Annotated in this window: 2 rRNA genes; both read left to right on the forward strand. The window is 48.7% G+C overall.

The features are described from left to right. A 5S ribosomal RNA gene (rrf, locus tag ACZYSM_RS29450) occupies positions 1–79 on the forward strand; the annotation flags it as partial. Positions 80–187: 108 nt separating this feature from the next. Next, a 5S ribosomal RNA gene (rrf, locus tag ACZYSM_RS29455) occupies positions 188–303 on the forward strand. The last annotated feature ends 5 nt before the right edge of the window (positions 304–308 follow it).

Genomic DNA, 308 nt, shown 5'->3' on the forward strand with positions numbered 1-308 from the left:
TCCCGAACTCAGCAGTGAAACGATGCATCGCCGATGGTAGTGTGGGGTTTCCCCATGTGAGAGTAGGTCATCGTCAAGATTAAATTCCGAAACCCCTATCTGCGTATGCAGGTAGGGGTTTTGTTTTAAGTAGAAGTCACTGATTTTTCTGGCACGTTACCGCTGTAACGGGCTGGTCACAGAATTTCTTGACGACCATAGAGCATTGGAACCACCTGATCCCATCCCGAACTCAGCAGTGAAACGATGCATCGCCGATGGTAGTGTGGGGTTTCCCCATGTGAGAGTAGGTCATCGTCAAGATTAAA

Source organism: Pseudomonas sp. F220 (assembly GCF_057813935.1).